This is a genomic window from Glycomyces salinus (genome assembly GCF_016428645.1).
GTDB classification, from domain to species: domain Bacteria; phylum Actinomycetota; class Actinomycetes; order Mycobacteriales; family Micromonosporaceae; genus Glycomyces; species Glycomyces salinus.
Window position 1 is genome coordinate 198,115 of record NZ_JAELXW010000001.1, and the last position, 25,911, is coordinate 224,025.

The window sequence follows — 25,911 nt, forward strand, 5'->3', positions numbered from 1 at the left end:
AAACATCTGTGCTGACAGTGACATATCCGGGCTCGACGAAGGAGCATCGACTTGTCCACGCAGACTTCCGGCGCCATCGGCACCGAGGGCTCCAGCCGCCGCAGCTTCCTGCGCCGCGGCGCCACCGTGGCCGGCGGCGGCCTGTTCGCCGTGGCGGCCATGGAGGGCATGACCATCCGCGCGGCCTCGGCCCAGGACGGCCGGCGCGACCGGGTGCTCGAGAACAACGGCGGCTACGGCGAGCTGCGCGAACTGACCCGCGTCGACCCCGAGAGCGGCTTCGAGCAGACCCTCATGCTGCCCGAGGGCTTCGACTTCGGCGTCTTCTCGGTGGCCGGGACGCCGATGCCCGACGGCCACCTCACGCCCCTGGCCCACGACGGGATGGCCTGCTTCGCCACCGGCGACCCGAACGTGTGGCGGCTCGTTCGCAACCACGAGGAGCGCAACGGCCCCGGCGACGGCACCCCGACCGGCCGGGTCGAGAACCGCTACGACGTGCTCGGCGGCGGCGGGACCACCACCGTCTGGGTGCGCTGGGAGCAGGAGGCGCCGCGCTTCGAGAAGGCCTGGCAGTCCCTGTCGGGGACGATCGTGAACTGCGCCGGCGGCCCGACCCCGTGGGGCTCGTGGCTGTCGTGCGAGGAGACCACCGCCGGGACCGGGGCGGGCTGGGCCCAAGAGCACGGCTACGTCTTCGAGGTGCCATCGGACGCGCCCCAGGAGGTCGCCCCGGTTCCGCTGAAGGACATGGGCCGCTTCGTGCACGAGGCGGTGGCCGTCGACCCGGCGACCGGTATCGTGTACGAGACAGAGGACCAGCACACCGCCGGGTTCTACCGGTTCCTGCCGAACACCCCCGGCGAACTGGCCGAGGGCGGGCGGCTCCAGATGCTCAAGGTCAAGGACGAGTGGAACTTCGACACCCGCGTCGGCCAGAGGCTGCGCCGGGCCCTACCGGTGGAGTGGGTCGACATCGACGACCCGGACCCGTCCGACGCCGAGGAGAACCCGCTGGCCGTGTTCAACCAGGGCTGGGACCGGGGCGCGGCGGTATGGGGCCGCCTCGAGGGCTGCTGGTGGGGCAACGGCGGGGTCTACATCGCCTCGACCTCCGGCGGCGACGAGGGCGAGGGCCAGATCTGGGAGTACGTCCCCGCCGGACGTAGCGGCGGCCACCTCAAGCTCGTGTTCGAGTCCCCCGACCCCGAGGTGCTGTCCTTCCCGGACAACATCGTGGTCTCCCCGGCGGGGAACCTGGTGCTGTGCGAGGACACCAGCCGCGACCTCCCGGCGCTGCGCGGGCTGACGCGGAAGGGAGAGATCTTCCCGTTCGCCTACCACGAGGGCTGGACCGAGTGGTGCGGCGCGACCTTCTCCCCCGACGGGAAGGTCCTGTTCGTCAACCTCCAGGGCTCGACCCGCGGTGACGTGGCCGACCCCGACGAGCCGGGCCGGACGATCGCGATCTGGGGCCCCTGGGAGAAGGGCCTGCTCTAGGAACTTCACCTCCCGAGGCCGGGCCGCGCGGCCGACCGTCCCCCTCCGCGACGCATCCGAGCGGAGAATGGCACGGTCGCGCGGCCCGGTTTGTTCGGCGCCGCTATTTCACCGGGTGATGAATTCGCGTGGTACATTGAATTCATCACTCAATGAATTAACGGAGGCTTCCATGCCACCAACCGACCCCGATCGCTCACCGAGCCCGCCCGCCGTCGCCGTCGACCGCCTGGAGGTCGACCGCGGAGGCAGACCGGTGCTCAGCGGGCTGTCCACCACCGTCCCCGCCGGAACCGTCACCGGCATCCTGGGCCCCTCGGGCTCGGGCAAGACCACGCTCATCCGCTCCATCGTCGGCACCCAGAAGATCAAGTCCGGGACCGTGACGGTGCTGGGCGAGCCGGCCGGCTCGAAGCGGCTGCGCCGCAGCGTCGCCTACGTCACCCAGGACGCATCGATCTATCCCGACCTCAGCGTCAGGTCGAACGTCTCATACTTCGCCGCCCTCTACGGTCGGAACCGCGCCGCCGCCATGGCCGCGATCGAGAGCGTCGGCATGGGCGAGTTCGCCGGGCGCCTGGCCGGGAACCTCTCCGGCGGCCAGAAGACCCGCACCTCCCTGGCGTGCGCGCTGGTGTGCGAGCCGGAGGTGCTGGTCCTCGACGAGCCGACCGTGGGTCTCGACCCGGTCATCCGCGACGAGCTCTGGGGCCGGTTCCGGGACCTCGCGAGCGCCGGGAAGACCCTGCTGGTCTCCAGCCACGTCATGGACGAGGCCGAGCGCTGCGACCGGCTCCTGCTGCTGCGCGAGGGCGTCTTCATCGCCGACGACACCCCCGGCGACCTGCGGGCGGCCACCGGAACCGACAACCTGGAAGCGGCCTTCCTGCACCTGATCCGCGAACTGCAGAAGGCAGGCTGAGATGTCCCTGCGAATAACCTTCATCACCGCCGGGCGCATCCTGCGGCAACTGCTCAACGACAGGCGCACCGTAGTCCTGATCCTGGCCGTGCCGAGCCTGATCATCGCGCTGATGAGCGCGATCTTCGACGATGAGCGGATCTTCAATTCGATCGGGCTGATCCTGCTGGCGTTCTTCCCGTTCATGCTGATGTTCATGGTCACCTCCATCACGCTGCTGCGCGAGCGCACCGGCGGGACCCTGGAACGGCTCATGACCACCCCGACCGCCAAGCTCGACCTCGTCGGCGGCTACGCGATCGCCTTCGGGCTGGCGGCCGCCGCCCAGACGACCATCGCCGGAGCCGTCGCGTTCCTGTTCCTGGGCCTGGAGACCGCCGGGCCGGTCTGGGCGGTGTTCCTCATCGCGATCGTCACCTCGCTGCTCGGCATGGCGTTGGGCCTGCTCGTGTCCGCGTTCGCGACCACCGAGTTCCAGGCCGTCCAGTTCATGCCGGTCATCGTGGTCCCGCAGCTGCTGCTGTGCGGGCTGATCTGGCCGAGGGAGCAGATGGCGGGGTGGCTGCAGGGGGTCTCGGACGTCCTGCCGCTCACGTACGCCGTCGAGGCCCTCGGCGAGGTCCGGGTCAGCTCCGATATCACCGGGGCCATGTGGACCGATCTCGGCATCGTCGCCGGTGCGCTGCTCATCGCAGCCGCGCTCGGGGCCGCCACGCTGCGGCGGCGGACCGGTTAGGGTTTCGCTCGTGGCCAGAGCAAAGCGAAGCGGACGGCGGTCAGGCAAGCCCGACACCAGATCGGAGATCCTGTCCGCCGCCCGGACCCTGTTCGCGGCCGAGGGCTTCGAATCGGTCAGCATGCGGCGCATCGCTTCGGAGGCCGGAGTCGACCCCTCGCTGATCCACCACTACTTCGGTTCGAAGGACGACCTGTTCATGGCGTCGATCGAGCTGCCGGTCGACCCCGGCGTCGAGATCGAGGCGGCCCTGAAGGGCAATGACATCGAGGGCGCCGGAGCACGGCTGATGCGCGCCTTCGCCGCCATCTGGGACGGCCCCCACCACGACAAGATGATCGCCGCGGTGCGCACGATGCTCTCCAAGCCGGGCATGACACTCGGGATGAAGCACATCTTCCAGCACCGCATCGTCACCACGATAGAGCGCACCCTCGGCGACCAGATCGACCACGTGAACCTGCGCGCGAACTTCGTCGCGACGCAGATCTTCGGCCTGGTCGTGGTGCGCTACGTCCTCGAACTCGAGCCGCTCACCTCGATGACCGTGGACGAACTGGCCGAGACCATCGGCCCCACCGTCGACCGGTACCTGACGATGCCGGTCGAGCACCTCGAGCGCTAGCCGGTCGCGACGCCGAAGACCGTACCGACCGAGTAGGTCACCAGCATGGTCGCCGCACCCACGGCCATGACCCTCAGCGCCGCCCGCAGGGCCGGCGCGCCCCCGAGCCTCGCCGAGGTGACACCGGTGAACGCCAGCGCCGCCAAGACCGCCGCGGCGCATCCCCACACGCGCACTCCGATCGGGAGCAGCCCGATCGCCAGGAGCGGCAGCAGGGCCCCGCAGGTGAAGCTGATGAACGACGACAGGGCCGCCTGCCAAGGACTGGTCAGCCGTCCCGGGTCGAGCCCGAACTCGATCTCGGAGTGGGCCCGCAACGGGTCGGATTCGGACAGCTCTCGGGCGACCAGGCGGGCCGTCTCCTCCGACAGTCCCCGCGACCGGAGGTTCCCTCTGAGTTCCTCCTCCGCGGCGGCCGGGTCGTCGAGCAGTTCCCGTCGCTCGGCGTCCACCAGTGTGGACTCGGTGTCGCGCTGGGTCGAGACCGAGGCGTACTCGCCGCCGGCCATCGACAGGGCCCCGGCGGTCAGGCCCGCCAGACCCGAAACGACGATGGTGGCGCGGTCGGCGGTCGCCCCGGCGACGCCGATGACGATCCCGGCGGTGGAGACGATGCCGTCGTTGGCGCCGAGCACCCCGGCGCGCAGCCAGTTGAGCCGGCTGCCCAGCTCCCCCGGTCCGAGTTCCTCGTCCTTGCTCACCGGCCAAGTGAACCACATTCGGCCTCCCGGAGACCGTCGTTGGAGGGAAGCGGCTTGCCCCCGGAGGAATCGAGGATCACTCGGATCGTTCGATTTTCGAGATAATCTGGCGCTACGAGGCGCTTCCGAGCAGACGGCCTGGACGGTCCTACATGATCAGTTTGTCTTTTTCGTTGCGGCCGAATAAGTTCGGTGAATGATGCGAGTAATCGGCGCGGGATTGCCGCGCACCGGGACCATGACCCTCAAGAACGCGCTCGAGACCCTCCTGGGAGCGCCCTGCCACCATATGGCCGAGGTGTTCGGGCGCGCCGACATCGACGTGCCCGCCTTCCAGGCCGCGCTCGACGGCGACTCCATCGACTGGAGGCGGCACTTCGACGGCTACGCGGCCGTCGTCGACTGGCCCGGCTCGGCGTTCTACGCCGAACTGGCCGAGGCGTTCCCCGACGCGGTGGTCGTGCTGTCGGTCCGCGAGAGCTTCGATGCCTGGTGGACCAGCATGAACAACACCGTCCTCCCGCGCTTCCGGGATCCGAATGTCCCCGGCGGCGAGGCGTGGGGCCGTATGATCCAGGGCATCTGGGACAAGACCTTCCACGGCGCCGCGCAGGACGAACCGGCCGCCGTCGAGGCCGAGTACGACCGGTATCTGGAGCGCGTGCGCGCCACGGTCCCGGCCGGGCGCCTCGTCGAGTTCGTCACCGGCGCCGGTTGGGAGCCGCTGGCCGCGGCGCTGGACGTCCCGGTGCCCGACGAGCCGTTCCCGCACCTGAACTCCAGCCGGGACTTCGCCAAGACCCTCGACGAGGCCAAGCGGGAGCACGGCGTCGAACCGTAGGATCGCCGGTCAGCCGTGGAGCCGCCTGGCGGCTTCGCGGCAGGCTTCCATCGCCGCGCGGGCGTAGTCCGGGCTCGCCCCGGCCATGCCGCACGCGGTCGTGACGCTCACCTGCCGCGGCAGGGCCTGCGGATCGAATCCGAGCCGGCTCCACAGGCCCGTGATGCGCTCAGCCGCCTCCTCGGCCAGGTCGGGTCGGGGCTCGCCGACGGACGGGACGGCCCCGGCGATGAGGCGTCCGCCGCCGTCGAGGTACTCCCCGATCTCGTCGAGCGCGGCCGCGTCGTCGAGGTCGATCAGGGTCAGATCGAGTCCGACCGCCCCGGCCCCGGCCTCGGCCAGCAGCCGCAGCGGGACGCCGGGGGCGCAGCAGTGGACGACGACCGGCACTCCCACGCCGTCGACGACCTCGCGGAGCCGGTCGCGGGCGTCCTCGCCGCGGACGCGGCGGTAGTAGTGGAGCCCGGACTCGGTCTTGATCCGGGCCGCCAGCGCGGCCGGGAGCGAGGGTTCGTCCAGCTGGAGCGACAGGCGCGCCCGCGGCAGCCGGGCCTGCGCGGCGGCCGCGAATCCGCGCAGCCCCTCGGTCAGCGAGGCGGTGAGGTCGGCCACCGCGCCGTGGTCGGCGATCATGGCCCCGCCGGTGCGGCGCCACAGATTGGCCGCGAGCGTCAGCGGGCCGACGGCGGTCAGCCTGACGGGCCCGGAGGTGGTGTCGGCGACTTCGTAGAGGGCGTCCAGGTCGCGTTCGAGGAAGTCGGCGGCGCGGCGGTCGTCGCGGCCGGGCCGGTCGGCGATCTGCCAGGCCGAGACCCACCGCTGCACCGGGATGCCCTCGAGGAACCGGGCGCCGCGCCCGATCATGTCGGCGCCGAGGCCGCGCTCGGGCAGCTCGGGCAGGTAGGGCCACTCGGGCGTCTCGCCGAAGACGACGCGGACCGCCTCGGCGATGTCGGTTCCCGGCAGGGAGCCGACGCCAGTGGCCACGCCGGAGGGCAGGGCGTCCTCAGACACCGGCGGCCTCGCCGAAACTCGCGGGGACCTCGGTCCGCTCGGTCGAGTCGATGGTGCCGGAGGCCAGGACCGCGTCGCCGGCTTCGGCGTCGGGGTCGTAGACGACCAGGGCCTGTCCGGCGGCGACGCCGTAGGCGGGCCGGTGGAGCCGGGCGGTGAGCCCGTCGGCGTCGGCGGCGACGGTGGCCGGGTGGACCTGGCCGTGGGCGCGCAGCTGCACCTCGGCCTCGAACGGTCCGGTCCGCTCCTCGTCGAGCCAGACGGGGGCCGCGGTGCGGATGCGGTCGACCCGGAGCGCGTCGCGGGGCCCGACCTCGACCCGGTTGTCCACCGGGGTGATCGACAGGACGTAGCGGGGCTTGCCGTCCGCGGCGGGACGCCGCAGTCCCAGGCCGTGGCGCTGGCCGACGGTGAACTGGTGGGCGCCGTCGTGGCTGCCCAGGACCTCGCCGGTGCCGGAATCGACGATGTCGCCCTCCTCCGAACCGAGCCGGTTCTTGAGGAACCCGGAGGTGTCGCCGTCGGCGATGAAGCAGATGTCGTGGCTGTCGGGCTTGCGGGCCACGGCCAGGCCGCGCTCCTCAGCCTCGGCGCGCACCAGGTCCTTGGGGGTGTCGCCGAGCGGGAACATCGAGTGCGCGAGCTGGGCGGGCGTGAGGACACCCAGGACGTAGGACTGGTCCTTGCCTGGGTCTACGGCGCGGCGCAGCAGCCCGTCGGGGCCCTTCCGGGCGTAGTGGCCGGTGGCGACGGCGTCGAAGCCGAGGGCCATGGCCCGGTCGAGGACGGCGGCGAACTTGATCTTCTCGTTGCAGCGCAGGCACGGGTTGGGGGTGCGCCCGGAGGCGTACTCGGCGTAGAAGTCCTCGACGACGTCCTGGTGGAATCGTTCGGCCATGTCCCAGACGTAGAAGGGGATGCCGATGACGTCGGCGGCGCGTCGGGCGTCGCGGGAGTCCTCGATCGTGCAGCAGCCTCGGGCGCCGGTCCGGTAGGTCTGGGGGTTCTTGGACAGCGCGAGGTGCACGCCGGTGACGTCGTGCCCGGCCTCGACGGCCCGCGCGGCGGCGACCGCCGAGTCGACTCCGCCGCTCATGGCGGCCAGTACTCGCAGTTTCACGGGATCAACTCTATCTAGGTGAGTCCGGCGGTCCTGGCCCGCTCGACCGCTTCGGGGAGGGCGTCCACGAGCGCGTCGACGTCGGCCTGGCCGCTGGACCAGCCGAGGGTGAACCGCAGGGAGGAGCGGGCGTTGTCCTCGCCGGTGCCCATCGCGAGCAGCACGTGGGAGGGCTGGGCGATCCCGGCCGAGCACGCCGAGCCTGTGGCGCATTCGACACCGGTGGCGTCCAGGAGCATGAGGAGGGCGTCGCCTTCGCAGCCGGGGAAGGAGAAGTGGGCGTTGCCGGGCAGCCGGTCGTCGGGGTCGCCGTTGTATATGGCCTCGGGCACGGCCGCTCGCACGCGTTTGACCAGGTCGTCGCGGAGCGCCGCGAGCCGCTCGGCCTCGGCTCGGCTGGTGGCGACCGCGTGGACGACGGCCTCGGCGAGCGCGGCGATGCCGGGGACGTCGAGGGTGCCGGAGCGGATCTCGCGCTCCTGGCCGCCGCCGTGCAGCAGCGGGGTGCACTCGGCGTCGCGGGTGAGCAGGAGCACGCCGACTCCGGCCGGGCCGCCGAGCTTGTGGCCCGAGAGGGCCAGGGAGGTGGCGCCGGAGGCGCTGAAGTCGACGGGGGCGTGGCCGACGGCCTGGACCGCGTCGGTGTGGACGGGGATGCCGTGGGGCGCGGCGAGGTCGACGATCTCGCGGATCGGCTGGAGGGTGCCGACCTCGTTGTTCGCCCACATGCAGGTGATAACGGTTACTTCCGAGGCGTGCGACTCGAGCAGTTCGGCGAGTCCGTCGACCTCCACGCGGCCGAGCTTGTCCACGCCCAGTTCGCTGACATCGGCACGCTCGTGGTCGCCGAGCCAGGCCACGGGGTCGGCGACCGCGTGGTGCTCGATCGCGGTGGTCACCACCCGGTTGCGGCCCTCGGAGCGCCGGGCCCAGTGGGTGCCCTTGAGCGCGAGGTTGTCGGCCTCGGTCCCCGAGCCGGTGAAGACGACCTCGCTGGGCCCCGCGCCGAGGGCGGCGGCGATGCGTTCGCGCGCTTCCTCGACGGTGCGGCGGGCAGCGCGGCCGGAAGCGTGGAGGGAGGATGCGTTGCCCAGTTCGCGGGCGGTCCGCACGTAGGCGTCAAGTGCCGCGGGGAGCATCGGTGTGGTGGCGGCGTGATCGAGATAGGCCATGGCCCTTCCAGTCTACGGCGCTGTCGGCCGATGGCCACCGGCCTGGAACGCGCCTGGTCGCGTCCCTGCGTCAACGCGATAGAATCTGACGAATCTTCGTACCGTTGCCGCCGCCCCACTGGCAGGGTCCTTTTAAAGGAAGTGTGTGCCGATGACGCCCGAACTCGCCGAAGCACTTCGCGCGGGGCCGTTCCACACCGCCCTGCGCGTCGCCATCCAGTCGAGCGGGCTCGGTCTCGACCGGATCCGCCACCGCCTGGCGATGCGGGGGATAACGGTATCGACCACCAGTCTGAGTTACTGGCAGTCGGGGCGCTCGCGGCCAGAGCGGGCCGAGTCGCTGGCCGCGGTGACGGCCCTGGAGGACCTGCTCGACCTGCCTCCGGGCTCGCTGCGGGCGCTGCTGGGCCCCAAACGGGCGCGGGGTCCGCGCTCGATCCGCGGGCAACTGCCGCGGCCGGACGCGGTGCTAGGCGGCGACGCGGTGCGCGAGCTGTGCGACCGGGTCCCGGCCTCGCGCGAGCACACCCTGGACATCCTCAGCCAGCAGGTGATCGTGCACGTCGACTCGCAGTGGCAGGAGACGGTGATGGAGCTGTCGATGCTGGTGCGGGCGCGGCGGGACGACGTCGACCGGTACATCCTGCTGTATCGGGGAGACCCGGGCTGCGACATCGGCGACATCGAGTTCAAGCCGGTGCGCGACTGCACGGTTCCGAACGTGCTGCGCCACGGCGAGGCGCCGGTCGCCCTGGCCGAGATCGTGTTCGACCATCCGCTCCCCCAGGGCGCGACGCACCTGTTCGAGGCGGTCGTGCAGGGCAACGGCGGCTCCTCGGACGGGCACGGCAATGCCTTCAGGTACCCGGTGGACCACTACTCGCTCCAGATCCGCTTCTCCCCCGATGCGGTGCCCAGGCGGGTGTACCGGTTCGCGCAGTCGTCGCTGACGCGGGACAAGCGCGAGACCGGCGACCTCCAGATGGGCCCGGGCCGCACCGTGGCGCTGGCCGAGGCGGTGCCGAGGCCGGGAGCGCTGGGGATCGGCTGGGAGCATTGAGACGCGAGCAAGGGGGCGCCGCCGGAAGACCGGCGGCGCCCGTTTTCGCTGTGGCCGCTTCTAGTGCTGGCTGCGGAACTTGTTGACCGCCCACCACGCGCCGGGCAGGACCGCGGCGGCGGCGAAGAGTTTGATGAAGTCGCCGATCATGAACGGGCTGATGCCCTGCTCGATCGTGGTCGCGGTGTCGAGCCCGAGCGACCAGGCCAGGTACGGCGCGCCGAAGGCGTACATGACCAGGTTGGCCATGACCATGAGCCCGACGGTGTTCAGGAAGGTCCGGTCGGCGCCGCGCTTGGCGAGCCAGCCGACCAGGACCGCGGCGACGAGGAAGCCGATGATGTATCCGAAGCTGGGGAATCCGTAGCCGGAGCCGCCTTCGGTGAACCAGGGGACGCCGGCCATCCCGGCGACCAGGTAGACGGCCATGGTCGCCCCCGCGCGCGCCGGGCCGTAGGCGGCGCCGAGCAGCAGCACGGTGAACGTCGTCAGCACGAACGGGACCGGGGTGATCTGCGGGATGGTGATCGCGACCTGCGCCGAGGCGCCGGTCAGGGCGGCGCCGCCGAGCACGAGGACGGCCTCGCGTGCGACGGTGGCGGCGCGGGAACCCGCGCCGGGGATGAGATCGGCGAGAACGCGGGGCGCGGGGAGCGCGGCTGCTGGGGCGGCCATTGCGGATTCCTCCAACATCGTCTGTAGGTTTTCTGCAACGAGAGGCTGCGTCGAAGCGTAACGCACCGTTGTTTCGACCGTGTGAAGCCCCGCCCGCCTTGTCGGGCCTCGCCGGCAGCGTTGAAAACGGGGGGGGGACCATCGGGATGCCCGATTTGCAGGCGAGCGCCGGAAAGGCGGCATACGCGCAGTCGGGGCTCGCGGGCGGTGCCCGCGAGCCCCGGCGACTCGTTGCTCCGTCGCTACTTGCGCTTCTCGATCTCCTCGAGCGCCTGCGGCAGCACCTGGAACAGATCGCCGACGACGCCGAAGTCGGACATGCCGAAGATCGGGGCGTCAACATCCTTGTTGACCGCCACGATCACCCGCGAGGTCTGCATCCCGGCCCGGTGCTGGATCGCGCCCGAGATGCCCGCGGCCACGTACAGCTGCGGGCTGACCGTGGTGCCGGTCTGGCCGACCTGGAACTTGTGCGGGTAGTACCCGGCGTCGGTGGCCGCGCGGGAGGCGCCGACCGCGCCGCCCAGGGCGTCGGCCACGCGCTCGATGAGCGCGAAGTCCTCGGCCGAGCCCACGCCGCGGCCGCCGGAGACGACCACGTCGGCCTCGGCCAGCCCGGGCCGGTCCCCGGCAGGCTCGTCGACGCGCTCGGCGATCTTGACGCGCTTGTCGGTCTCGGCCACCGCGGCATCGACGGCCTCGGTCTCGGGCTCGGCCGGGGCCGGTTCGGCATTCACCGCGCCGGGCTTGACGGTGGCGAGGTTGATGCCCTTGGTGATCTTGGAGGTCGTGACGGTGGCTCCGGCGAAGATGTCCTGAGTGGCGGTCCCCTCGGCGTCCAGGCCGGAGACGTCGGTCAGGAATCCCGAGTCGAGCGCGACCGCGAGCCGGGCGACGAGGGCCCGGCCCTCGTCGGTGCCCGGCAGCAGGAACGCGTCGGGTCCGACGCGCCCGGCCAGGTCGATCAGGACGCTCGCCTTCGGATCGACGAAGTAGTCGTCGGCGCCTTCGGCGGTCACGCGGTAGACCTTTGCGGCGCCGTACTCGGCCGCGAGGGACGCCGCGGAATCGTCGAAGGCGACCGCCGAGACCTGCCCGAGCGAGCGGCCCAGGGTCAGCGTCTCGGCGGCGCTCTTGCCGGAGTTCGGTACGTAGACGAGGATGTCAGCCATGTCAGTCTCCTAGATGAACTTCTCGACGGCGAGGAACTCGGCGAGCGCGCGGCCGCCCTCGCCTTCGTCGGCGACGATCTGCCCGGCGGTGCGCTCGGGACGGTCGGTGGCCGACCGCACCTCGGTCGCGGCCGCGCCCGCGCCGACCTCGCTCGGGTCGATGCCGAGGTCGGACAGGGAGAGGGTCTCGACCGGCTTGCGCTTGGCGGCCATGATCCCCTTCAGCGAGGAGTAGCGCGGGGTGTTGATGGTGTCCCAGACCGACACGATCGCCGGCAGCGACGCGGTCAGCACGTCATAGCCGTTGTCGCGCTGATGCTCCACTTTGATGCCGTCGCCGTCGAGCTCGATCTTGCGGACGCCGGTGGCGGCGGGCACGCCCAGGCGGGCGGCCAGGAGGTGGGGCATGACGCCCATGCCGGAATCGGTGGACTCGGCTCCGGCCACGATCAAGTCGTACTCGAGGCGGCCGAGCGCGGCGGCGAGGATCTTCGAGGTGGCGAGCGCGTCGGAGCCGGCGATTGCGTCGTCGACGACGTGGACGGCCTTGTCGGCGCCCATGGCCAGGGTCTTGCGCACGGTATCGCTGGCCTGGTCGGGGCCGACGGTCACCACGGTGACCTCGCCGCCGTGGGCCTCCTTGAGTTGGAGGGCGGCCTCGACGGCGTACTCGTCGAGCTCCCCCATGACGTTGTTGGCGCCGTTGCGGTCGACGCGCAGCTGCTCGTCCAACCGTCTGGCGAGTCCCGAGTCCGGGACCTGCTTGACCAGAACCACGATGTTCATCGACAACCTCCTTGGGACCGAATCTCGGCCTCGAATCGTATCCTATGAAGTTACCACCCAGTAACACCTCGAGCCGCTGTTGGCCCTTCGGGCTCGGACAAGGCATGATGGTTACATGGTCCGCGCGTTGGTTTTCGTATTCCTGATCCACCTGGCGCTGCTGATCGCGGCCGTGGCCGATTGCCTCGGCGGCGAACGATCGCCCAGGCGGCTCTCGCGCGGCGTCTGGGTGCTCATCATCGTGTTCCTGCCGATCGCGGGTGCGCTGCTGTGGTTCTGGCTCGGCAGGTCCAGGCCGGAGGGCCCGACCGGGCCGGGCAAGCCCGGCGGCGGAGGCGGCGTGGGCGGCGGTCCCAGGCGCCCCAAGGGTCCGACCGCGCCCGACGACGACCCGGACTTCCTGCGGGACCTCGACCGGCAGCTGCGGGACGACGAGCGCAAAGAGGACTGAGCCTCAGGCCGATTTCTCGCGCCGGGGCGGCCGCGCCTTCCTGGGGGTGGACTTCGTCCTGGGCACGAGCGTGGGGTTGACGTTGCGGCGCACCACGTCGGCGGTGATGCAGACCTTCGCGACCTCGTCGGCCCGCGAGGGGATCTCGAACATGACCGGTTGCAGCACCTCTTCGAGGATCGCCCGCAGCCCGCGCGCGCCGGTGCCGCGCAGCGAGGCGGCCTCCACGATCGGCTCCAGGGCGTCGTCGGCGAACTCCAGTTCGACCCCGTCGAGTTCGAGCAGCCGCTGATACTGCTTGACCAGCGCGTTCTTCGGCTCAGTGAGGATGCGCAGCATAGATGCCTGGTCGAGGTGGGTGACGGTGGTCAGGACCGGCAGGCGGCCGACCATCTCCGGGATCATCCCGTATTTGAGCAGGTCGTCGGGCATCACCTGGGAGATGAGCTCGTCCTCGGCGCCGTCCTCGGCCGAGTGCAGCGGCGCGGTGAAGCCGACCGTGCGTTTGCCGACGCGCTGCTTGATGATGTCCTCGATGCCGGCGAAGGCCCCGCCGCAGACGAAGAGGATGTTGGTGGTGTCGATCTGGATGTGCTCCTGGTGGGGGTGCTTGCGCCCGCCCTGGGGCGGGACCGAGGCGGTCGTGCCCTCCAGGATCTTCAGCAGCGCCTGCTGCACGCCCTCGCCGGAGACGTCGCGGGTGATCGAGGGGTTGTCGGCCTTGCGCCCGGCCTTGTCGATCTCGTCGATGTAGATGATGCCGGTCTCGGCGCGCTTGACGTCGAAGTCGGCGGCCTGGATGAGCTTGAGGAGGATGTTCTCGACGTCCTCGCCGACGTAGCCGGCCTCGGTCAGAGCCGTGGCGTCGGCGATCGCGAACGGCACGTCCAGCATCCGGGCGAGCGTCTGGGCCAGGTGGGTCTTGCCCGAGCCGGTGGGCCCCACCAGGAGGATGTTCGACTTCTGGAGCTCGATGTGGTCCACTCCGGCGCGGTGGGATCCCAGGTTGTCGACCTGGACGCGCTTGTAGTGGTTGTAGACGGCCACCGCCAGGGAGCGCTTGGCGTCGTCCTGGCCGACCACGTACTGGTCGAGGAACTCGACGATCTCCATGGGCTTGGGCAGGTCTTCCCAGGCCAGCTCGGCGTCCTCGGCGAACTCCTCTTCGATGATCTCGTTGCACAGGTCGATGCACTCGTCGCAGATGTAGACGTTGCCCGGCCCGGCGATGAGCTTGCGGACCTGCCGCTGCGACTTGGCGCAGAAGGAGCACTTCAAGATCTCACTGTCTCCCAGGCGTGGCGCCATCCCAGTCTCCCTTCATGGCGGGCTTGCGAGTCGTAAGCAGGTCCGGTAGTGCTCGGAGGTTTTCGGACGAACCTGTGTGTCAATCCAGTATTTCGCATTTGCGGCCTCGGCGCCAGACTCCTTGACCTCAGCGCCAGCGCCACGTTACCCCGCAGGGGCGACAAAAGGAAGACGATCGTCCAGAGACGAGGTTCCCTCTGCGCCCGGTCCAGAGGGGAGGCGCTGCGAACCGACCACTCCGCGGGTTCGCGTTCGGCCCGCCGCGCCTGCCCCCTGTATGGAACTGTCGTCAGGCGGCCGCCTCGGCCGGCAGCGCGTTCTTCTTGCGGTAGGCCAGCACGTTGTCGACCAGGCCGTACTCGACGGCCTCGTCGGCGGTGAGGATCTTGTCGCGCTCGATGTCCTTGTGGACCTTGTCGATCGTCTGGCCGGTGTGGCGGGCCAGCACGCGCTCGAGCTGCTCGCGCATGCGCATGATCTCGCGGGCCTGGATCTCCATGTCGGAGGCCTGGCCGAAGGTGCCCTCGGTGGCAGGCTGGTGGATGATCACCCGGGAGTTCGGCAGCGCGGTGCGCTTGCCCGGGGTCCCGGCCGCGAGCAGGACGGCGGCAGCCGAGGCGGCCTGGCCCATGCACACGGTCTGGATGTCGGGCCGCACGTACTGCATCGTGTCGTAGATGGCCATCAGCGCCGTGAGCGATCCGCCGGGCGAGTTGATGTACATGACGATGTCGCGGTCCGGGTCGTTGCCCTCGAGCACGATCAACTGGCTCATGATGTCGTTCGCCGAGGTGTCGTCGACCGGGGACCCGAGGAAGATGATCCGGTCCTCGAACATCTTGTTGTACGGGTTCATCTCCTTGACCCCGTACGAGGTCTTCTCGGTGAACGACGGCACGATGTACCTGGCCTGCTGCTGGTAGGCCTCGCCGGCGTGGGCGTTGAATTCCATTGCTGTGTTACCCCTCGTTCCTACTGGGCCTCGGCCGGGACGTCGGTGACGCGCTGGACGACGTGGTCGATGAAGCCGTAGTCCTTGGCCTCCTCGGCGGTGAACCAGCGGTCGCGGTCGGAGTCGGACTCGATCTCCTCGATCGAGCGGCCCGTGTGGTGCGCGACGCGGTCCTGGAACATCTGCTTGGTGTAGAGCATCTGCTCGGCCAGGATCGCCACGTCGGAGGCGGTGCCGCCGATGCCGCCGGAGGGCTGGTGCATCATGATCCGGGCGTGCGGGAGCGCGTAGCGCTTCCCGGTCGTCCCGGCGCACAGCAGCAGCTGGCCCATCGACGCCGCCATGCCCATGGCCACGGTGGCGACGTCGTTCTTGATGTACTGCATGGTGTCGTAGATGGCCATGCCGTCGTAGACCGAGCCGCCCGGCGAGTTGATGTAGAGCTTGATGTCGCGGTCGGGGTCCTCGGCCTCGAGGAGGATGAGCTGCGCGCACAACCGGTTGGCGATCTCGGAGTTCACCTCGGACCCCAGGAAGATCACCCGCTCTTGGAGCAGGCGGTCGAAGACCATGTCGTCCAGGCCCGGAGAGCTCGCGCCCCCGCTTCGGCGAGCCTGCGAGCCGTCAGTCTGACCGGCGCGGCCGGCGGAGGGAAGGAAGACGTTCCTCTCCCGCTCCGAGGAGAATGGATTCGAATGCTCCATCTTTTGCACCTACATTCTGTCTCGGCGATATGCACTCAGCTTTGCGTTACCAACCAGACCTTAGCCCGTCGCGCCGACGTTCGGACGCGGCCGGGCGCTGTGTTCGCTGCCAGCGGAGCCGGGAATGTCCGCCTGGTCCATCCTGCGTTCTGACCGGCGAGGCGGCTCGCACTCCGTGTCCGCCGCGCCCGCGTCCGACTCGCGGGGACGGGCGGGATCCGGCCGGGGCGGCGGTCGCTGCGCGCGGGGTCACCCTTTCACAACGATTTGACTATGGCCTCTGTCACAGAACACCGGGAAATTGGTAGATTTGGTTACCTCGCGGTAGCCAGCGAGAGACATTCTCAATAAACCACAATGGAGTGAATTGTGTCCGGTTCCCCCACCGCCCGCCTGCGGCTCGTCGGCCTACTGTTCTGGCTCGCCGGAGGCACCGTCCTCACCTTCGGCTGGATGGGCATGGCGGAGATCGCCTACGTCGACGGCCAGATGCCCTACCTCGTCTCCGGCGCCGCCGCCGGCCTCGCCCTGGTCCTGGTCGGCTCCACGCTGATCCTCTACGCCGCCGTCCTCGACAGCGCCGAGCGGGGCGCCCGGCGCACCGCCGAGCTGTTCAAGTCGGCCCTGGAGGACCTGGAGGAGTCCGACCGGATCGAATGGTCCGAGGACGGCCGGGACTCCTCCCCCGACGAGGCCGACGAGCAGCGCGAGATGGCCGCTGCCGGTCACGAGCCCAAGTAGGCCTCGCGCACCGCCTCGTCGTCGAGCATCGCCGAGCCCTTCCCCGCGACCGTGATGCGGCCCTGCTGCATCACGAACGCGGTGTCGGCCTGCTCCAGCACGCCCGCGTTCTGCTCGACCATCAGCACCGTGACGCCACGCTGGTTGATGACCTTGACGGCCTCGAACACCTGCTCGGTCAGCTTCGGAGACAGTCCCAGCGAGGCCTCGTCGATCAGCAGCAGGCGCGGGGAGGCCATCAGGCCGCGCCCGATGGCCAGCATCTGCTGCTCCCCGCCCGAGAGCGTCCCGGCGAGCTGGTCGGAGCGCTCCCCGAGCCGCGGGAAGATCGAGTAGACCTCGCCGAGGTTCTGGCGGAAGCGGCGCGAATCGCCCCTGACCGTCCAGGCCCCCAGGCGCAGGTTCTGCCTGACCGTCAGCGCCGGGAACACGTGCCGTCCCTCCGGGACCAGGACGATCCCCGAGCGGACCCGGGCCCCCGGCGAGCCGGTCAGCGGCTCGCCGTCGTAATAGACGTCGCCGTCGCTCACCGGCAGCAGCCCGGCGAGGGCCAGCAGCGTCGTGGTCTTCCCGGCGCCGTTGAGTCCCAGCAGGACGGCGTTGGAGCCCTCCTCGATGGACATGCTCACCCCGTGCAGGACCGGGACCGAGCCGTATCCGGCGCGCAGGTTCGAGACGTCAAGCAGTCCCATCTTCTCCTCCTTCGGCCGTCGCGGCCGCGCCGCCGAGGTAGGCGGCGATCACCTCGGGGTGGCGCTGGATCTCGGCGGGGCGGCCCTCGGTGAGCAGCCTGCCGAAGTTGAGCACGTACACGTAGTCGCAGACCTCGGCGACCAGGGGGACGTGGTGTTCGATCATGAGGATGGTCAGCCGGAGCCGGTCGCGCAGTTCCCGCAGGGTCCCGGCCAGGTCGTGGGCCTCTTCGGGGCTGAGCCCGGAGGCCGGCTCGTCCAGCAGGAGCATCTTCGGGTCGCTGGCCAGGGCCATCGCCATGTCGCAGGTCTTGCGGACGCCGTAGGGCAGTTCTGAGGCCCGCACGCCGGCCACCTCGCCGAGTCCGAAGTAGTCGATGATCTCGGCGGCGTCGCGGCGCAGTTCCCGCTCACGCAGCCAGGTCCCGCCGAGCCCGAGCAGTCCGGCCACGGCCGAGTAGCCGGTGCGCTGGTGCTGGGCGAGCATGACGTTCTCGGTGACGGTCAGGCTGTCGATGACGCCGAGGTTCTGCCAGGTGCGGGCCATCCCGGCTGCGGCCCGGCGGTGGGTCGGCAGGCGCGAGACGTCGCGGCCGTCGAAGGAGACGCGGCCGGCCTGGGGCTGGTAGATCCCGGTCAGGCAGTTGAAGCAGGAGGTCTTGCCCGCCCCGTTGGGGCCGATGAGGCCCACGATCCGGCCCTCGCCGACGGTCAGGGACAGGTCGTCGAGGACCTGGAGGCCGCCGAAGCGCAGTGACAGGCCGTCGGCTCTCAGCATCTGGCGTCCGCGTTTCACCGCTTTGCCCCCTTCACGAATCGGGTGACCGGTGCCAGCAGCTGGCCGATGCCTCCGGGGAAGAACCGCAGGACGACCAGGAGCATGAGGACCACCAGGAACGGCGGCAGGACGTGGTAGACCGCCTCGTTGAGGAACGGCGGCTGCCAGGGCAGCCCGGCCAGGAAGTTCGGCAGGACCAGCGGCAGCAGCGCGAAGAACGAGGAGGCGATGACGATGCCCAGCCGCGAGCGCAGGCCGCCGACGACGGCCATCAGCACCCACAGCAGGGCCACCTGGAACTCGAAGTCCAGGGCCTGGACGACCTGGTTCCAGTGGGCGAACAGGCCCCCGGCCAGCCCGGCGACAAGGCCGGAGAAGCAGAACGCGCCCAGTTTGTAGCCGGTGACGTCGACCCCGAGGGTCGAGGCGATCCGCTCGTCGTTGCGGACGGCCGTCAGCGCCCGCCCGGCCTTGGTCGAGACCAGGCGCCAGTCGGTGTATAGGACGACGACGAGCACCGCCAGGCACAGCAGTGCGTAGGCGAGGTCGGATTCGACCAGGGCCGAGCGCGGGGCGAAGGCCCCGGCGCCGCCGCCGGTGAACTCGCGCCAGTTGAAGATCGTGGTCTCGGCGGTCAGGCCGAACGCGAGGGTCACCAAGGCGAGATAGAGGCCCTTGACGCGCAGGGCGACCATCCCCACGATCAGGGCCGTGACGGTCCCGGCCAGCGCGGCCCCGGCCAGGCCGAAGCCGAACGGCGCCCCGAGCCGGGAGGCCATGAACGCCGACGAGAACGCGCCGATGCCGACGAACGCCTGGTGGCCCAGCGAGATCTGCCCGGCATGGCCGGTGAGGGTGTTGATCGACAGGCCGATGACGGCGTAGATGGCGGCGCGGCTGACGCGCTGGGCCCACACGTCGCCGCCGAAGACCAGCGGCAGCGCCACGAGCGCGAGGGCGGCCAGGATGAGCGCGACGCGGACGACCAGGCCGAGGTGGGTGCGGACGCGGACGCGCGTGAGCACGAGGGTGGTGGCGGACATCGGTCAGGCCTCCTTGCCGAGCAGGCCCTGGGGGCGGATGAGCAGGACCAGCATCAGCAGCGCGAACACCGACAGCTGGGAGGCGCCGGGGACCTGCCACTGCTGTCCGAGCAGGTAGATCCCGGCGTTCTGGACGATGCCGATGCTGATCCCGCCGATGAAGGCCCCGGGGACGCTGGTCATCCCGCCCAGGACGGCGGCGGCGAAGGCCGGGACGAGCATCGTGGCGGTCATGAACCCGGGGGTGAAGATCCCCACCGGCGCGTACAGGAGCCCGGCGACGCCGCCGACGAGGGCGGCCATGCCCCACACCAGGCGGGAGACCGCCTCTGGGCTGATGCCGACCACTCGGGCGGCGAGGGTGTCCTGCGAGGAGGCGAGGACGGCCAGGCCGAGGTCGGTGCGGAAGAACCAGGCCAGGGCCCCGGCCAGGACGGCCAGCACGGCCAGCAGGATCAGCTGCTGGGGCTGGATGCCGGCGCCGAGGATGTCGACACCCCCGCCTTCGACCAGCGGGGGCAGGACGCGCGGGACCGGCTCGGCGAGCAGGACGGTGACCGCGATCGCGAACAGCGCGACGCCGACGAGCGCGACCAGCAGGATCGTACGCGAGGAGGACTCCAGGGGGCGGACGATCGCCCGTTCGACCAGCAGTCCCATGGCGACCGCGGCGGCCAGGCCGCCGACGGCCCCGACCCAGTAGGGCAGGCCGAGGGCGACGATGAGGAGGTAGGCGCAGAAGGCGGCGATGCCGCCGAATTCGCCCTGTGCGAAGTTGAATGCGCGTTTGGCCTTGTAGACCATGACGATGCCGACGGCCAGGAGTCCGTAGACCGCGCCTTGGAACAGGCCCAGTGCGACGAAGGCGCCCATGTCAGAAGCCGCTCACGAACGCGTGGTCGGTCACGTAGCGCCCGCCGCCGTCGCAGACGTTGCGCAGCACCGACACCTGTGTGCCGCCGAAGCGGGTGCCGTCGTAGTTCAGGTCGGGGAAGACCCCGGTCAAGTACGAGGACCCGCCGACGGTGTTGATGAAGGCCCCTCTGTCGAGGTTCTCCCCCGACTGCTCGAGCATCTGGTGGAGGACCTTGGACTGGCCCCACATCATCCACACCACGTCGTCGACCTCGATTCCGGCGGCGTCGGCCGCGGCCAGGAACTCCGGGTCGTAGTCGCCGGCGTCGGCGAAGGCCGGCGTGGGGTTGAAGAAGCGGGCGCCCTCGGTGCCGCCGGTCGAGCAGCCGGTCGAGGCGACCTGGTCCAGGCCCATGCTGACACCGACGCCGACGTAGGTGGGGCGGCAGGCCGCGGCCGCGGCCATCTCCAGGTAGAAGGTGGGGCTGGTCAGGACGTAGACGACGTCGTAGTTCTTGACGGTGCCCGCGCACAGGTTCCCGGCCGAGGACGAGCCGCGGTCGTTCTTGTCGGGCCGGAAGACGTCGATGTCGCCGTAGGCGTCGGTGAAGGAGGAGAGCGCGTCGTCGAAGTTGGGGGTGTTCGTGACCACCGCGGCGACCCGGGAGGTGTCGGTGACGCCCATTTCGTCGCTGACGTAGTCGGCCAGCAGCGGTCCCTGCTGCCGGTAGGTCATGGTGGCCGCGTAGTAGGTGTCCAGGCTGCCCATGCCGTTCTCGGTGACGCCGGTCGACAGGTAGGGCACGCCCTCGCCGGCCGCGTACTGGGCGCAGGCCTGGATCTGGTCGGTGCCGCCGGCGCCCACGAGCGCGAACGCCTCCTGTTCCTCGGCCATGGTCTGGCAGACCTGGCGGGCCGTGGAGGGCCGGTACTGGTCGTCGGCGAAGACGGTCTCGACGGTGCGGCCGTGGATCTCGACCGGGCCGCCGTCGTCGCCGTACTGCCAGTAGAGGTCCTTGCCGGTCTGGAAGGAGTCCTGGCGGAGCGGGGCCGCGCCGGTCAGGGGCGCGTGGATGCCGATGGTGATGGCCTCGTCGGTGACGCCGGTGGTGTCGCCGTTGCCGACCGTCGAGTTGCCGTCGCCGGAGCCGTCGTCGCCTCCTCCCCCGCCACCGCCGCCGGTGGAGTCGTCGCCGCCTCCGCCGCCGTCACCGGTGCCTCCGTCGTCGCCGGAGCCGCCGGTGGAGTCGTCGCCGAGGCCGGGGTTGGAGCCCCCTTGGGCGACGAAGTCGTCGTGGACGCCTTCGTATTGGCCGCAGGCCGGCAGGATCAGGGCCGCGGCCGCCGCGATCGCCGCTATCGCGCGGACGCGTTTGGACGGGAGTCGCATCACTCGCTCTCCGTCCCGCTCGCGCGACCGGTCAGGCGCTGCCAGAGACCGGCCGGGACCGGCAGGGCCCAGCCGCGTTCGGACAGGTTGTGGGACCGGATGCGGTCGATCGCGCCGCCGCCGGAGGCCGCGGCGGGCGCGCCGCCCATCATGCGGTGCAGGACCAGGGCTCCGGCGAGGCCGGCGGGGATGAGGGTCCACACGTACCAGGGCATGCGGGGCTCGATCGGCTCGAAGGCGGCCGGTTCGACCTCCTCGGTCCGATCTTCGGACGCGGGGTCGCCTCCGCCGTCGGAGCCTCCCCCGCCTCCGCCGCCGGAGCCGCCGCTGGATCCGCCGGTCGAGCCGCTGTCGCCGCCGGAGTCGGCGCCGTCCTCGGCCGGGGGCTCCTCGTCCGGCGGGGTGTAGGAGAAGCTTCCGGTGAGTCGATCGATGGAGGCCTCGTACTCGTCGACGGGAGTCTCGGTGTTGTCGCGCAGCGGCAGTTTCAAATTGACCTGCCAGATATCGACCGGAGTGGCATCGTCCATGACGGGCATGAACATGACGCCGTAATTCTCGAAATGGTCCACGGCCCAGTCCGCGGCTATTTCGGACAGATCGAATGTCCATTCCGGAAGGGGGACCTCGACGTCTTCGGCGTCTTCCGCGGCGGCGATCTCCTCGGGGTCGGGTTCGCTTCTTTCTCCCTTGGCGCAATTCTCGCCGGCCGGCGGTCGGACGTCCCACATCTCGGCCTCGCCGGAGCTCCACGCCTCGGTGATGGGGCAGGCCTGAATGAGGTGCTCGAGCGGGTTGAATCCGGGCGTGTCACCGGCGTCGTCGCCCTCGGAGACGGTGAGGGTGAACTCGGTGATCTGCGAGCCTTCGGGAACGCCGCGTTCGGCCAGGTTGAACTGCAGCGCGGCGACTTTCGAGGCCTCGCCGAACTCGACGGCCACGGGCATGGTGGTCGTCGACTGGGGATTGGGCAGTTCGAGCGGCTGGATCACCTCGCCGAGTTCGAGGGTCTCGTCGATCTGGCGGCTCCAGTACCAGGAGACTCCGTCGATCGCGTAGTCGAATTGCAGCTCCTCGCTGCCTTCGTCGTCTTCCTGCGCCGCTGTGCCGGGCGGCCATGACAGGACTGCGGCGCCGATCGAGACGGCGAGCGCGCTCGAGGCGGCGATCATTCTGCGAATGGGGCGGGAACGGGGGATCATAGGGGCACTCCCGTGCGGTCAATCTGCGTCATTGAAGAGGTTAGACGCAGACTATAGACGATTGTGAATTGGATCTCTACCCGCCAGTAGCAAGATTTTCCCCATTCCTCTCCGCGGTCGCGGCGACGAACGGACACAATGGCGAAGGGGCCCGTCGCGCATGCGCGACGGGCCCCTTCGAGTCGGTGAGGGCGGCTTACTCCTCTTCGCCCTCGGGCTGCTCGGCGGCTTCGGCCTCGGCCTGCTTGCGGCCGGGGAAGAGCTCTTCCTCGGTCAGCTCACGGCCCTTGCCGTCGACGATCGAGGCCTCCTTGACGACCTCTTCGAGAGCGAGCTGCTGACGCAGCTGGCCGGCGATCTGCTGGAGGCCGCCGTTCTGGCGCAGCTGGTCGACGAACTGCTGGAACTGGTCCTGCGGGACGCCGCGCTGCTGGGCCTGGCGGACCACCTCGCCGGTCATCAGGTCGCCGGTGACTTCGAGTTCCTTCTCGGAGGCGATGCGGCCCAGGATGATCGACTGTCGCAGGTTCGACTCGACGTCCTTGCGGAGGTCGGCGTCGAACTCCTCGGCGGTCTTCTCGATCGCGGCCAGGTACTCGTCGAAGCTCCCGGCCATCTGCGAGACCTGCTCCTCGAGGTGGCTGCGGGTGTGCGCGATCTCGTCCTCGACGGTCTTCTCCGGCAGCGGCAAGTCGACGGCCTCGAGCAGCGCTTCGAGGGTCTTGGCGCGGGCATCGGAGGCCTTGCCCTCCGATGCCTGCTGGGCCAGGCGCTCGCGGGTGGAGTTCCGCAGCTCCTCGATCGTGTCGTAGGGGCTGGACATCTCGGCGAACTCGTCGTCCAGCTCGGGCAGCTCGCGCTCCTTGACCTGGGAGACGGTGACCTCGACGTCGGCGGTCTGGCCCTCCTGCTCTCCGGCGAGGGTCGACTGGATCCGCTTCTCGTCGCCGGCGCTCATGCCCACCAGGGCCTCGTCGAGGCCGTCCAGCAACTGGCCGGAGCCGACCTCGTGGCTCATGCCGGTCACCGAACCGCCCTCGACCTCCTCGCCGTCCTGGGTCGCCTTGAGGTCGAGGACCACGAAGTCGCCCTCGGCGGCGGGCCGCTCGACGACCTTGAGGGAGGAGAAGCGCAGCCGCTGGGACTCCAGGTCGGCATCGACGTCCTCTTCGGACACGTCGTCGGCCTCGACGGTGACCTTCAGCGACGCGAAGTCGGGCAGCTCGTATTCGGGAGTCACATCGGTCTCGACGGTGAACTCGAAGGGCTTGCCCTCCTCGATCGGCTTGACGTCGGTCAGGTCGGGGCGGCCGAGCACGTCCACGTCGTTCTCCCGGACCGCCTCGTTCAGCTTCGACTGCACGGCAGGGTCCATGGCCTGGGCGTAGACGGCGTCGCGGCCGACGCGCTGGTCGATGACCGGGCGCGGGGCCTTCCCGGGGCGGAAACCGGGGACACGGATCTGCTGCCCGACCGACTTGTACGCCTCATTGATGAACGGCGCCAGCTCCTCGAACGGCACCTCGACCGACAGCCGCACCCTGGTCGGGCTCAGGGTCTCGACAGTGCTCTTCACAGGCGTACTCCTAAAGACTTCTTACTTCGGTTGCTTTCGACGTCGACGCGGCGGCTCACAGCGCGCGGAAACAGCGCAGATTCCACCCCCGCTGCCACCGAGTCTAGGCCGCCGCGGGCAACGCGCCCGCGCGGGTGTGGCCGATATCGCCGTCCGTCACGTTGCGCGAACGAGTCGGGCAGGGGGAGGCGGACCGAGCCGAGATCCCATAGACTACGCCGAGAAACCGCTATCTAGGAGCCGGAGCGAGCCATGTCGAACCCCGCCGCCGTCCTCGTGTTCACCAAGACCACCGGATTCCGGCACGCCTCCATTCCAGCGGGCGTCGAAGCGGTGGAGGCGATCGCCTCCGAGCTGGGGCTCCACACCGAGCACACCGAGGACGCCGACGTCTACTCCCCCGACCAGCTGATCGACTTCCGGGCCGTGGTGTGGCTCTCGACCTCCGGAGACATCCTGGACGAGCTGGGCCGCGCCGCGCTGGCCGACTACGTCACCGGTGGAGGCGGCTGGTGCGGCATCCACAACGCCTCCAACGCCGAGGTGTCGTGGCCCTACTTCCGCGAACTGATCGGCGCCCGCTTCATCGGCCACCCGCCCGGGTGCACCGACGGCCGCATCGAGGTCAAGGACGCCGATCACCCTGCTACCGCGCACCTGCCGAAGGAGTGGCGCTGGAACGACGAGTGGTACTCCTTCGACCGCCGGCCCGAGGGCTTCGACGTCCTGCTCGAGGTCGACGAGGACTCCTACGACACGGCCGACCTGGCGATGGGCGCGCCGCACCCGCTGGCCTGGCACCGCCGCCTGGAGGCCGGCCGCTGCTTCTACACCGCCCTGGGCCACTCCGAGAGCGCCTACGCGGACCCGGCCTTCCTGGCGCACATCAAGGGCGGCCTCCAAAGCGTCCTTCGACCCGAGTGAGCCCGCACACGTTATGCTCTGACACCACTGCACTTACCGGACCCCAGTAGGTCCGCTCCCCAACAAGGCGGGTGGTCACCTTGCCGAACGGCATCCGAGTCATCATCGCCGACATCGGCTCGGTCCTCTTCACCTTCGACCCCGAGCATCGTTTCGAACTCCTGTCGGAACGAACGGGCCTCGGCCGGGACGAGCTCAACCGCCTACTCTTCACTCCGCCGACCGAGGCCGACGAGGCATTCGAGACCCGCTGCGAAGCCGGAGAATTCACCCCCGACCAGATCCGCGACCGCGTCGCCGACCTGACCGGCTTCGACGGCGGCACCGAAGAACTCAGCCGCCTGTGGACCTCGGCCTTCACCGTCGACCAGGCGGTCCTCGACGCCCTCACCGAGCCCGACATCCCCCTGGCGATCTTCTCCAACAACGGCCCGCTCTTCGCCGACTACTTCGACCAGCGCTTCCCCGAGACCGCCGCCTGGTTTCTCCACCGCTACTTCGCCTGCCGCCTGCGGGCCCGCAAACCCGACCCGGCCGCATACGAGGCCGTCGAAGAACACCTCGAACGGGCCCTCGACGCCCGACCCCACCAGCTTCTGTTCATCGACGACAACCGCCGCAACACCGCGGCCGCCGCCGCCCGAGGCTGGCAGGTCCACACCTACGCCACCCCGAAGATCCTCCGAGACATCCTCGCGGCCACCGCCTGAACCCCCACCGCCTTGCGACGCGCGAATCCCCCGCGCTAGAATCACTCCCGGCCCGGTCACCACCGGACCATGCGGGCGTAGCTTAATGGTAAAGCCTTGGTCTTCCAAACCAATGACGCGAGTTCGATTCTCGTCGCCCGCTCAAGGCTATGACCTGGGAAAACGCCCCCGGATTCGATCGCAGGGTCGAACCGGGGGCGTTTGGGTAGTCAGGGTAGTCATGCAGGTAGTCGGCTGCCATGTGCCGCCAACGGCGACCGG

At 70.1% G+C, this 25,911-nt stretch carries 27 protein-coding genes and 1 tRNA gene; 11 read left to right on the forward strand and 17 right to left on the reverse strand.

The features are described from left to right. The first annotated feature begins 51 nt into the window (after positions 1-51). The 4 genes from JFB92_RS00850 to JFB92_RS00865 all read left to right on the forward strand — a co-directional run bounded on the left by JFB92_RS00850 (position 52) and on the right by JFB92_RS00865 (position 3,783). Positions 52-1,500, forward strand: a complete 1,449-nt coding sequence (locus JFB92_RS00850) for an alkaline phosphatase PhoX (RefSeq protein ID WP_199033928.1) — start codon at positions 52-54, stop codon at positions 1,498-1,500. A 172-nt stretch (positions 1,501-1,672) separates the two neighbouring features. Then, on the forward strand, positions 1,673-2,422 hold the full coding sequence (locus tag JFB92_RS00855) for an ABC transporter ATP-binding protein (protein ID WP_199033930.1): 750 nt from the start codon (positions 1,673-1,675) through the stop codon (positions 2,420-2,422). Between the two features lies 1 nt (position 2,423). Then, complete coding sequence (locus JFB92_RS00860; protein WP_199033931.1) at positions 2,424-3,158, forward strand: ABC transporter permease; 735 nt, start codon at positions 2,424-2,426, stop codon at positions 3,156-3,158. A 10-nt stretch (positions 3,159-3,168) separates the two neighbouring features. Next, the gene (locus JFB92_RS00865; RefSeq protein ID WP_199033932.1) at positions 3,169-3,783 is read left to right on the forward strand and encodes a TetR/AcrR family transcriptional regulator; all 615 of its coding nucleotides are present in this window, start codon (positions 3,169-3,171) and stop codon (positions 3,781-3,783) included. Here JFB92_RS00865 and JFB92_RS00870 read toward each other — a convergent pair. Next, positions 3,780-4,502, reverse strand: coding sequence for a VIT1/CCC1 transporter family protein (locus JFB92_RS00870; protein WP_199033933.1), 723 nt, complete (start codon positions 4,500-4,502; stop codon positions 3,780-3,782). The genes JFB92_RS00865 and JFB92_RS00870 overlap by 4 nt on opposite strands. Before the next feature lie 178 nt (positions 4,503-4,680). On the opposite strand from JFB92_RS00870, the gene JFB92_RS00875 reads away from it, so the two are divergent. Further along, positions 4,681-5,325 carry a sulfotransferase family protein gene (locus JFB92_RS00875; RefSeq protein ID WP_199033934.1) on the forward strand — a complete coding sequence of 215 codons (645 nt, stop codon included), beginning with the start codon at positions 4,681-4,683 and terminating at the stop codon, positions 5,323-5,325. Between the two features lie 9 nt (positions 5,326-5,334). Here the strand turns inward: JFB92_RS00875 and JFB92_RS00880 are convergent, their stop codons facing one another. Genes JFB92_RS00880 through JFB92_RS00890 form a run of 3 tightly spaced genes read right to left on the reverse strand, consistent with a single transcriptional unit; the run spans position 5,335 to position 8,631 of the window. Further along, the gene (locus JFB92_RS00880) at positions 5,335-6,339 is read right to left on the reverse strand and encodes a uroporphyrinogen decarboxylase/cobalamine-independent methonine synthase family protein (protein WP_199033935.1); all 1,005 of its coding nucleotides are present in this window, start codon (positions 6,337-6,339) and stop codon (positions 5,335-5,337) included. Continuing rightward, entirely contained in the window at positions 6,332-7,453 is a 1,122-nt protein-coding gene (gene mnmA / locus JFB92_RS00885) for a tRNA 2-thiouridine(34) synthase MnmA (RefSeq protein WP_233162128.1), read from the reverse strand. Before mnmA ends, JFB92_RS00880 begins: the two co-directional genes overlap by 8 nt. A gap of 20 nt (positions 7,454-7,473) precedes the next feature. Further along, entirely contained in the window at positions 7,474-8,631 is a 1,158-nt protein-coding gene (locus tag JFB92_RS00890; RefSeq protein ID WP_199033943.1) for a cysteine desulfurase family protein, read from the reverse strand. Positions 8,632-8,782: 151 nt separating this feature from the next. Here JFB92_RS00890 and JFB92_RS00895 point away from each other — a divergent pair, with 151 nt between their 5' ends. Further along, positions 8,783-9,691, forward strand: coding sequence for a hypothetical protein (locus JFB92_RS00895; RefSeq protein WP_199033945.1), 909 nt, complete (start codon positions 8,783-8,785; stop codon positions 9,689-9,691). A 60-nt stretch (positions 9,692-9,751) separates the two neighbouring features. On the opposite strand, the gene JFB92_RS00900 is transcribed toward JFB92_RS00895, so the two are convergent. From JFB92_RS00900 to JFB92_RS00910, 3 genes are all read right to left on the reverse strand, one after another. Further along, a complete protein-coding gene (locus JFB92_RS00900; RefSeq protein ID WP_199033946.1) occupies positions 9,752-10,366 on the reverse strand; it encodes a biotin transporter BioY in 615 nt (204 codons plus the stop codon). Between the two features lie 242 nt (positions 10,367-10,608). Continuing rightward, positions 10,609-11,538 carry an electron transfer flavoprotein subunit alpha/FixB family protein gene (locus JFB92_RS00905; RefSeq protein WP_199033947.1) on the reverse strand — a complete coding sequence of 310 codons (930 nt, stop codon included), beginning with the start codon at positions 11,536-11,538 and terminating at the stop codon, positions 10,609-10,611. 9 nt (positions 11,539-11,547) lie between these two features. Beyond that, positions 11,548-12,324, reverse strand: coding sequence for an electron transfer flavoprotein subunit beta/FixA family protein (locus JFB92_RS00910; RefSeq protein WP_233162091.1), 777 nt, complete (start codon positions 12,322-12,324; stop codon positions 11,548-11,550). A gap of 115 nt (positions 12,325-12,439) precedes the next feature. Between JFB92_RS00910 and JFB92_RS00915 the strand changes: the two genes are divergently transcribed. After that, positions 12,440-12,775 (forward strand): PLD nuclease N-terminal domain-containing protein, encoded by a 336-nt coding sequence (locus tag JFB92_RS00915; RefSeq protein ID WP_199033949.1) that lies wholly within the window; start codon positions 12,440-12,442, stop codon positions 12,773-12,775. 3 nt (positions 12,776-12,778) lie between these two features. Here JFB92_RS00915 and clpX read toward each other — a convergent pair whose 3' ends face one another. From clpX to JFB92_RS00930, 3 genes are all read right to left on the reverse strand, one after another. Beyond that, positions 12,779-14,083 carry an ATP-dependent Clp protease ATP-binding subunit ClpX gene (gene clpX / locus JFB92_RS00920; RefSeq protein WP_199033950.1) on the reverse strand — a complete coding sequence of 435 codons (1,305 nt, stop codon included), beginning with the start codon at positions 14,081-14,083 and terminating at the stop codon, positions 12,779-12,781. Between the two features lie 289 nt (positions 14,084-14,372). Next, positions 14,373-15,035, reverse strand: coding sequence for an ATP-dependent Clp protease proteolytic subunit (locus tag JFB92_RS00925; RefSeq protein ID WP_199033951.1), 663 nt, complete (start codon positions 15,033-15,035; stop codon positions 14,373-14,375). 20 nt (positions 15,036-15,055) lie between these two features. Next, entirely contained in the window at positions 15,056-15,739 is a 684-nt protein-coding gene (locus JFB92_RS00930) for an ATP-dependent Clp protease proteolytic subunit (protein WP_372451547.1), read from the reverse strand. Positions 15,740-16,108: 369 nt separating this feature from the next. Here JFB92_RS00930 and JFB92_RS00935 point away from each other — a divergent pair, with 369 nt between their 5' ends. Continuing rightward, positions 16,109-16,480, forward strand: a complete 372-nt coding sequence (locus JFB92_RS00935; RefSeq protein WP_199033952.1) for a hypothetical protein — start codon at positions 16,109-16,111, stop codon at positions 16,478-16,480. On the opposite strand, the gene JFB92_RS00940 is transcribed toward JFB92_RS00935, so the two are convergent. From JFB92_RS00940 to tig, 7 genes are all read right to left on the reverse strand, one after another. Continuing rightward, entirely contained in the window at positions 16,465-17,172 is a 708-nt protein-coding gene (locus JFB92_RS00940) for an ABC transporter ATP-binding protein (RefSeq protein WP_199033953.1), read from the reverse strand. The two genes, JFB92_RS00935 and JFB92_RS00940, sit on opposite strands and share 16 nt — an antisense overlap. Continuing rightward, entirely contained in the window at positions 17,159-17,968 is an 810-nt protein-coding gene (locus JFB92_RS00945) for an ABC transporter ATP-binding protein (RefSeq protein ID WP_199033955.1), read from the reverse strand. The genes JFB92_RS00940 and JFB92_RS00945 overlap by 14 nt, the downstream gene beginning before the upstream one ends. After that, the gene (locus JFB92_RS00950) at positions 17,965-18,993 is read right to left on the reverse strand and encodes a branched-chain amino acid ABC transporter permease (RefSeq protein WP_199033957.1); all 1,029 of its coding nucleotides are present in this window, start codon (positions 18,991-18,993) and stop codon (positions 17,965-17,967) included. Before JFB92_RS00950 ends, JFB92_RS00945 begins: the two co-directional genes overlap by 4 nt. A gap of 3 nt (positions 18,994-18,996) precedes the next feature. Then, complete coding sequence (locus JFB92_RS00955; protein WP_199033959.1) at positions 18,997-19,866, reverse strand: branched-chain amino acid ABC transporter permease; 870 nt, start codon at positions 19,864-19,866, stop codon at positions 18,997-18,999. Between the two features lies 1 nt (position 19,867). After that, positions 19,868-21,238, reverse strand: a complete 1,371-nt coding sequence (locus JFB92_RS00960) for an ABC transporter substrate-binding protein (protein WP_199033961.1) — start codon at positions 21,236-21,238, stop codon at positions 19,868-19,870. Continuing rightward, positions 21,238-22,410 (reverse strand): hypothetical protein, encoded by a 1,173-nt coding sequence (locus tag JFB92_RS00965; protein WP_199033963.1) that lies wholly within the window; start codon positions 22,408-22,410, stop codon positions 21,238-21,240. The genes JFB92_RS00960 and JFB92_RS00965 overlap by 1 nt, the downstream gene beginning before the upstream one ends. A 226-nt stretch (positions 22,411-22,636) precedes the next feature. Further along, positions 22,637-24,016 carry a trigger factor gene (tig, locus tag JFB92_RS00970; protein WP_199033971.1) on the reverse strand — a complete coding sequence of 460 codons (1,380 nt, stop codon included), beginning with the start codon at positions 24,014-24,016 and terminating at the stop codon, positions 22,637-22,639. Positions 24,017-24,268: 252 nt separating this feature from the next. Between tig and JFB92_RS00975 the strand changes: the two genes are divergently transcribed. The 3 genes from JFB92_RS00975 (at position 24,269) to JFB92_RS00985 (ending at position 25,792) form a co-directional block, all read left to right on the forward strand. Continuing rightward, positions 24,269-24,940 carry a ThuA domain-containing protein gene (locus JFB92_RS00975; protein ID WP_199033974.1) on the forward strand — a complete coding sequence of 224 codons (672 nt, stop codon included), beginning with the start codon at positions 24,269-24,271 and terminating at the stop codon, positions 24,938-24,940. A gap of 80 nt (positions 24,941-25,020) precedes the next feature. Further along, positions 25,021-25,650: an HAD-IA family hydrolase gene (locus JFB92_RS00980; protein ID WP_199033976.1), complete on the forward strand. Its 630-nt coding sequence runs from the start codon at positions 25,021-25,023 to the stop codon at positions 25,648-25,650. A gap of 71 nt (positions 25,651-25,721) precedes the next feature. Then, a tRNA-Gly gene (locus tag JFB92_RS00985) sits at positions 25,722-25,792 on the forward strand. Positions 25,793-25,911 lie beyond the last annotated feature (119 nt).

Excerpts from the sequence above, each read along its gene's own strand:
- JFB92_RS00925 (WP_199033951.1), bottom strand. The coding sequence starts at position 15,035 with ATGGAATTCAACGCCCACGCCGGCGAGGCCTACCAGCAGCAGGCCAGG.
- JFB92_RS00855 (WP_199033930.1), top strand. The coding sequence starts at position 1,673 with ATGCCACCAACCGACCCCGATCGCTCACCGAGCCCGCCCGCCGTCGCC.
- clpX (WP_199033950.1), bottom strand. The coding sequence starts at position 14,083 with ATGGCGCCACGCCTGGGAGACAGTGAGATCTTGAAGTGCTCCTTCTGC.
- JFB92_RS00960 (WP_199033961.1), bottom strand. The coding sequence starts at position 21,238 with ATGCGACTCCCGTCCAAACGCGTCCGCGCGATAGCGGCGATCGCGGCG.
- JFB92_RS00905 (WP_199033947.1), bottom strand. The coding sequence starts at position 11,538 with ATGGCTGACATCCTCGTCTACGTACCGAACTCCGGCAAGAGCGCCGCC.
- JFB92_RS00955 (WP_199033959.1), bottom strand. The coding sequence starts at position 19,866 with ATGGGCGCCTTCGTCGCACTGGGCCTGTTCCAAGGCGCGGTCTACGGA.
- JFB92_RS00910 (WP_233162091.1), bottom strand. The coding sequence starts at position 12,324 with ATGAACATCGTGGTTCTGGTCAAGCAGGTCCCGGACTCGGGACTCGCC.
- JFB92_RS00890 (WP_199033943.1), bottom strand. The coding sequence starts at position 8,631 with ATGGCCTATCTCGATCACGCCGCCACCACACCGATGCTCCCCGCGGCA.
- JFB92_RS00875 (WP_199033934.1), top strand. The coding sequence starts at position 4,681 with ATGATGCGAGTAATCGGCGCGGGATTGCCGCGCACCGGGACCATGACC.
- JFB92_RS00860 (WP_199033931.1), top strand. The coding sequence starts at position 2,424 with ATGTCCCTGCGAATAACCTTCATCACCGCCGGGCGCATCCTGCGGCAA.
- JFB92_RS00915 (WP_199033949.1), top strand. The coding sequence starts at position 12,440 with ATGGTCCGCGCGTTGGTTTTCGTATTCCTGATCCACCTGGCGCTGCTG.
- JFB92_RS00950 (WP_199033957.1), bottom strand. The coding sequence starts at position 18,993 with ATGTCCGCCACCACCCTCGTGCTCACGCGCGTCCGCGTCCGCACCCAC.
- JFB92_RS00895 (WP_199033945.1), top strand. The coding sequence starts at position 8,783 with ATGACGCCCGAACTCGCCGAAGCACTTCGCGCGGGGCCGTTCCACACC.
- JFB92_RS00975 (WP_199033974.1), top strand. The coding sequence starts at position 24,269 with ATGTCGAACCCCGCCGCCGTCCTCGTGTTCACCAAGACCACCGGATTC.
- JFB92_RS00940 (WP_199033953.1), bottom strand. The coding sequence starts at position 17,172 with ATGGGACTGCTTGACGTCTCGAACCTGCGCGCCGGATACGGCTCGGTC.
- JFB92_RS00900 (WP_199033946.1), bottom strand. The coding sequence starts at position 10,366 with ATGGCCGCCCCAGCAGCCGCGCTCCCCGCGCCCCGCGTTCTCGCCGAT.
- JFB92_RS00930 (WP_372451547.1), bottom strand. The coding sequence starts at position 15,739 with ATGGAGCATTCGAATCCATTCTCCTCGGAGCGGGAGAGGAACGTCTTC.
- JFB92_RS00965 (WP_199033963.1), bottom strand. The coding sequence starts at position 22,410 with ATGATCGCCGCCTCGAGCGCGCTCGCCGTCTCGATCGGCGCCGCAGTC.
- JFB92_RS00870 (WP_199033933.1), bottom strand. The coding sequence starts at position 4,502 with ATGTGGTTCACTTGGCCGGTGAGCAAGGACGAGGAACTCGGACCGGGG.